Raw genomic sequence first — 4550 nt, forward strand, 5'->3', positions numbered from 1 at the left:
CGCATGCGCCGGCGTCCTGCGACCGCGTGGCCGCCGCGTAGGCCACGGGCGAGCACCGCCCGTGCCGACGCGACCGATCGGCCCGTCCCGGACTTTCCGAAATGTTGAGATCTGCCCTTCTCGCGGGGGTCGCGCTGTGTGGCGCAGCCCTGCCGCAATCCGCCTATTCACAAGACGCCGAGAGCGCGCAGCTCGAGGAAATCGTCGTTCAGGGCGCCGGCTCAGCCGGCAGCCTGACCTCGCCGCCGCTCGGGGAGCGCCGACGCGAGATCGAGCGCACACCCGGCGCCGTCGAGGTGATCGACGCCGACGGCTACAAGAAGTCGACGCCGGCGCTCACCATCAAGGACGCGCTCGACTTCACGCCGGGCGTGTTCGTGCAGCCCAAATGGGGCGACGACACACGGCTCTCGATCCGCGGCTCCGGCCTGTCGCGCAACTTCCATCTGCGCGGCGTCCAGCTCTACATGGACGGGATCCCGATCAACACGGCCGACGGCTACGGCGATTTCCAGGAGATCGACCCGTCCGCCTACCGGATGATCGAGGTCTACAAGGGCGCCAACGCGCTGCGCTTCGGCGCCAACTCGCTCGGTGGCGCGATCAACTTCGTCACCGCGACCGGCCGCGACGCTGACGCGAGCCTCGCCCAGGGCGCGGTGGACGTCGGATCCTTCGGGACATACCGGCTGCAGGCGAGCTCCGGCGGCGCATACGGCGCGGTCGACTATTTCGTCACCGGCTCGCGGACACAGACCGACGGGTTCCGCGACCACAGCGACGGCCATGCGGCGCGCTTCAGCGGCAATGTCGGCTACCGGATCGGCGACAATGTCGAGACGCGCTTCTACCTGAACGCCAACGAGGTCCGGCAGAACATCCCGGGCAGCGTCTCGCGCCGCGCCGCGCTGCACGACCCCAAGGCGGCCGCGCCGAACAACCTGGCGATGGACCAGGAGCGCAACATCGACACCATCCGGTTCGCCAACAAGACGACGATCCGCCTCGCCGACACGACCTCGGTGGACCTCGGGGCCTTCGTGGTGGACCGGCATCTGATGCACCCGATCTTCCAGTGGCTCGACTACAAATATCTGAACTATGGCGGCTTCGCCCGCGTGACGGACGAGCGCGAGATCGGCGGCCGCGCCAACCGCTTCGTGGCTGGCGTGAACGTGCTGGCCGGGACCACGGACGCCAGGCAGTACGTCAACGTCGCCGGCCGCAAGGGGGCCAAGACCTTCGACGCCGAGCAGTTCTCGAACAACGTCTCGCTCTACGCCGAGAACACGTTCTACGTCGCCCCGACCGTCGGGGTCGTCACGGGGATCCAGTACCTCTACGCCAAGCGCCGGCAGAACGACCATTTCTTCAACGATCCGCCGCTGGGCGGGAATCCGGCGACGCCCGACCCCGTCCCGGACGATTCCGGCTCGAAGACCTACTCGCTCGCCAGCCCCAAGATCGGCCTGCTGTGGGACATCGATCCGACGTGGCAGGGCTACGCGAACGTCTCGCGCAGCGTCGAGGCGCCGAGCTTCGGCGAGAACAACTTCGCCGGCCCTGCGCTCGCCAAGCCCCAGAAGGCGTGGAGCTACGAGATCGGCACGCGCGGCCGGCGCGAGAACTTCACCTGGGACGTCGCGCTCTACCGGATGAACATCCGCGACGAGTTCTTCTGCCGGGACAGCGGGACGAATTCCGGCTCCTGCACCGTGGTCAACCTCGACAAGACCGTCCATCAGGGGGTGGAGCTCGGCTTGGGCGCGGCGGTGCTGCAAGACATCTTCGTCAAGGACGCGGGCGTCGCGACGGAGGAGGGCGCCAGCGGCTCGTCCGGCGACAAGCTCTGGCTGAACCTCGCCTACACTTTCAACGACTTCCGCTTCGACGACGACGCCAGCTTCGGGAACAACAAGCTGCCCGGCGCGCCGCGGCACTATCTGCGGGCGGAGCTGCTCTACAAGCATCCGGGCGGCTTCTACGCCGGCCCGAACGTGGAGTGGGTCCCGCAGGCCTACTACGTCGACAGCGCCAACACGCTGAAGACGAAGGCCTACGCGCTGCTGGGCGCGAAGGCCGGCTACGACGCCGGCGGGCCGTTCTCGGCCTATGTCGAGGCGCGCAACCTCGCGGACAAGAAGTACATCGCGAGCGTCAGCGTCACCGATCGCGCGAACCCGCAATCCGCGCTGTTCGAGCCGGGCTCCGGCCGGGCCCTCTACGCCGGCGTCAAATACCGCTGGTGATCCGCCGCGCAACGGCCGGCGGGCGCCGCCGGCCGTCCTCCCAGACGACTTCTCCGATCCAGACGAGGCAGACGCCCATGCTGAAATGCGCTCTCGTTCTCGCCGCCGTCGCGCTCGGAAGCGCCACGGCCGCGGCCCACATCGTGGTCGATCCGGCGGAGGCGCCGGTCGGCTCCAGCGTCCGGGCGACGTTCCGCGTCACCCATGGCTGCGACGGCGCCCCCACCACGGGGCTGCGCGTCGTGATCCCGGACGGCTTCATCGGCGTGAAGCCGATGCCGAAGCCCGGCTGGTCGATCAAGACCGGGCGGGGCAAGTACCAGGGCGCCTACGCCTACTATCACGGCAAGACGCTCACCGAGGGCGTGACCGAGGTCTCCTGGTCCGGTGGCGAGCTGCCGAACGCCTTCGTCGACGAGTTCACGCTGTTCGGCTTCGCGGCCCGCGAGCTGAAGGCTGGCGACGTGCTGCGCTTCTCGGTCATCCAGGACTGCGCCGGCGGCAAGACGACGGAATGGACCGAGATCCCCAAGAGCTCGGACGATCATCCGGAGCGGCCGGCGCCGAGCGTCACGCTGACCTCGGGCGCCGAGTCGCACCGCCACTGAGCCGGAGCGGGCGTCAGCCGCCCTTGGCGGCGATCGCCTCGTGCCACGCGACGGCGCGGCGCGCCATGCCGATGTGCTGGCGCTCATACATCCGGCCTTCGACCCGGATCGCGCCGCGCTTGGCGTTCTCCGGCAGGTCGAAGGCCGCGATCACCTTGCGGGCGCGCTCGACCTCCTGGGCCGAGGGCGCGAAGCAGGTGTTCGCCGGCTCGATCTGGTTCGGGTGGATGATGGTCTTGCCGTCGAAGCCGAGATCGCGCGACTGGCGGCATTCCTCGCGGCAGCCCTCGACATCGTCGAGGTCGTTGAACACGCCGTCCAGGATGGCGAGCCCTTCGGCGCGCGCCGCCGCGAGCGCGAACATGATCCAGGGCATCATCGGCGCCCGGCCTTTCACGATCTGCGCCCAGGTGTCCTTGGCGAGGTCGTTGGTGCCGAGCACGAGGCAGGAAAGCCGGCAGCCCGGCACCGTCCTGCGGGAGGCCGCGACCTCCTTGATGTTGAGGATCGACGCCGGCGTCTCGATCATCGCCCAGACCGCGATGCTCTCGGGCGCGTCGAGCGCCTCGAGCCGGTTCGCGATGCTCTCCAGCACGGCCGGGGAGTTCACCTTGGGCATCAGGATCGCGTCCGGCCGCGCCTCGATCGCGGCCTTCAGATCCTCCTCGCCCCACGGCGTCTGGGGAGCGTTGACGCGGATCACGATCTCGCGGCTTCCGTAGCCGCCGGCCTTCACCGCCGCGCACACCTGTTCGCGCGCCAGTTCCTTGGCGTCCGGCGCCACGGCGTCTTCAAGGTCGAGGATCAGCGCGTCCGCGGGCAGTTGCCTGGCCTTCTCGAGAGCGCGCTGGTTCGAGCCCGGCATGTAGAGCACGCTGCGGCGGAGACGGAGATCGGCCATGGGAAAGCGTCCGTTCGATTGAAGACGCCGATCACCTACCAAAGTTTTTGCGCGTGCGAAGCCCCGCCGATGGCGCGGGACGCGTCAGGCCTCAGGCGCGCGGACGCGCAGGGTCGTTCTTGAGGGCGGTGCGGACGAAGGTGACCACCGCCCAGACCCCGAGGCAGAGGCCGATGGCCTCGAGCGCGTAGGCGCCGTATTCGCCGAGACCGAGGAAGCCCGCGATCGCCCAGCCGCCGGCCACGGAGGCGGCGATCGTCTGCGTCGCGATCAGGACCGTCGCGGAACCGAGGGTCACGATCCGGGCGAGGCCGCTTGAGAATTCCTGGTCGGGCGCGTCGGACACGGGCAGATGCTCCAGAAAGGGCGGCGAAGAAGCGCCGCGGCGCCCTTTTAGCATGACGGGGAGCCGCGTCGAGGCCTGCGGGTTGCCCCCTGCCGGCCGGGCCTATAGGCCTTTCGCCTCCTTCGACGGCAGGACTGATCGCTGATGGAAGCAGCCCGTTCGGATCGCGGCGTCGTGGCCGCGCCTCATGCGGCGGCCGCCGAGACAGGGCGCGCGATACTCGCGGAAGGCGGCAACGCCTATGAGGCCATGACCGCCATGGCGGCGACCATCGCGGTCGTCTATCCGCACATGAACGCGATCGGCGGCGACGGTTTCTGGCTCGTCCGCGAGCCGTCCGGCAAGGTCCGCTACATCGAAGCCTGCTGCCGCGCCGGCTCGCGCGCCACCATCGCCTTCTACCGCGACCGCGGCCGCGACGTGATCCCGCCGCGCGGCGCCATGTC

At 69.3% G+C, this 4550-nt stretch carries 5 protein-coding genes; 3 read left to right on the plus strand and 2 right to left on the minus strand.

What is annotated here, in order from left to right; all coding sequences use genetic code 11:
- The first annotated feature begins 101 nt into the window (after positions 1-101).
- Together ACIKT0_RS13385 and ACIKT0_RS13390 are read left to right on the plus strand one after the other, a co-directional pair.
- Positions 102-2249 (plus strand): TonB-dependent receptor family protein, encoded by a 2148-nt coding sequence (locus ACIKT0_RS13385; RefSeq protein ID WP_407105818.1) that lies wholly within the window; start codon positions 102-104, stop codon positions 2247-2249.
- 77 nt (positions 2250-2326) lie between these two features.
- A complete protein-coding gene (locus ACIKT0_RS13390; RefSeq protein WP_407105819.1) occupies positions 2327-2857 on the plus strand; it encodes a YcnI family copper-binding membrane protein in 531 nt (176 codons plus the stop codon).
- Between the two features lie 13 nt (positions 2858-2870).
- On the opposite strand, the gene ACIKT0_RS13395 is transcribed toward ACIKT0_RS13390, so the two are convergent.
- Positions 2871-3758, minus strand: a complete 888-nt coding sequence (locus tag ACIKT0_RS13395) for an HpcH/HpaI aldolase/citrate lyase family protein (protein WP_407105820.1) — start codon at positions 3756-3758, stop codon at positions 2871-2873.
- Between the two features lie 91 nt (positions 3759-3849).
- Positions 3850-4104, minus strand: coding sequence for a hypothetical protein (locus ACIKT0_RS13400; protein ID WP_407105821.1), 255 nt, complete (start codon positions 4102-4104; stop codon positions 3850-3852).
- Between the two features lie 144 nt (positions 4105-4248).
- Here ACIKT0_RS13400 and ACIKT0_RS13405 point away from each other — a divergent pair.
- The coding region (locus ACIKT0_RS13405; protein ID WP_407105822.1) for a gamma-glutamyltransferase at positions 4249-4550 on the plus strand (302 nt) is incomplete at its 3' end.

Origin of the sequence: Hansschlegelia beijingensis (assembly GCF_045505405.1) — a bacterium.
In the GTDB taxonomy this organism is placed as follows: Bacteria; Pseudomonadota; Alphaproteobacteria; order Rhizobiales; family Methylopilaceae; genus Methylopila; species Methylopila beijingensis_A.